Source organism: Herbaspirillum sp. B65, from assembly GCF_000333555.1.
GTDB classification, from domain to species: domain Bacteria; phylum Pseudomonadota; class Gammaproteobacteria; order Burkholderiales; family Burkholderiaceae_D; genus Herbaspirillum; species Herbaspirillum rubrisubalbicans.
In genome coordinates, this window is sequence record NZ_BADI01000737.1 from 1 (window position 1) to 1,223 (window position 1,223).

1 protein-coding gene is annotated in these 1,223 nt (G+C 65.7%); it reads right to left on the reverse strand.

What is annotated here, in order from left to right:
- On the reverse strand, positions 1 to 1,102 hold a 1,102-nt coding region (locus tag I5W_RS17285), incomplete at its 3' end, for a glycogen synthase (protein ID WP_252717080.1).
- Positions 1,103 to 1,223 lie beyond the last annotated feature (121 nt).

Genomic DNA, 1,223 nt, shown 5'->3' on the forward strand with positions numbered 1-1,223 from the left:
GCCCCGGCCGCCCACAACCGGCCAGGGCGGCAGCGATGGCCGCAGCCGGGCTGACCATGCGCTCATGCTGCGCGTGGGCCTGGGCCTGCGCGGCGGGCCGCGTCACCGGCAGTGCGCGCGGCGCGAACAGGGGGCGCACTGCCATGTCGGCCACGTGGGCATAGGCATCGATATAGGCGCGCGTCGGACCGGCCCAGTCGCAATCGATGCTCATGGCATTGCGCTGGATGCTCTGCCAGCGCTCGTTATCGCTATAGAGCGCAAAGGCGCGCGCCACGGCGTGCTGCAGGTCAGCCACGGTCTCGCCCTCGAACAGCACACCGGTGGCGCGCTGCGGGTCGAGATCGGCGTCGCACACGGTATCGACCAGACCACCCACGCGCGAGCCGATGGGGATGGCCCCATAGCGCATCGCATACAAGGGAGTCAGGCCGAAGGGTTCGAAGCGGGTCGGATGCAGCAGCATGTCACTGCCGGCGTGCAGCGCATGGGCGCGGCGTTCGTCGTAGCCGATATGGACTGCGATGCGGCCGGCATAGCGCTGGGCCAGCGCCAGGAAGGCGTGTTCATAGTCGTGGTCGCCGCACCCCAGCACCACCACCTGCAGGCGCGGATGACGCTCCATGATGCCCGGCAGCGCGGCGATGACCACATCGGCCATCTTCTGGTGCGAGATGCGCGAGCCCAGGCCCATCACAGGCGCAAAGGGATCGACCGGCAGCCCGAACAGCTTTTGCAGGTCGCGCTTGCAGGCGGCCTTGCCCTTCATCTTGCCGATGCTGAAGTTGCGGGCGATCAGCGGGTCATGGGCCGGATTCCACAACTCGGCATCGATGGCGTTGGGAATGGCGCGCAGATCCAGCTTGCGGAAGGACAGGATGCCATCCATGCCGCAGCCGAAACGCGGGGTCATGATTTCTTCGGCATAGTTGCGGCTGACGGTAGAGACGCAATCCGAGAAGCGGATGCCGGCCTTGAGGAAGGACAGCTTGCCCCAGTATTCGACGCCATCGCCGGTCAGCAGATGTTGCGGGATGCCGATCTGCTCGGCCGACTCCAGGGCGAAGTTGCCCTGGAAGGCTAGGTTGTGGATGGTCAGCATGGTGCCGATGTGATCCAGCCCGCATCCTCACGCTGATTGTCTTGTGCGTCCTGAGCGCTGTGGCGCTCTCCATCTATGTATCGAAACAAATCTCGCGCCCGCTCAGACATGCAGTCGGCGT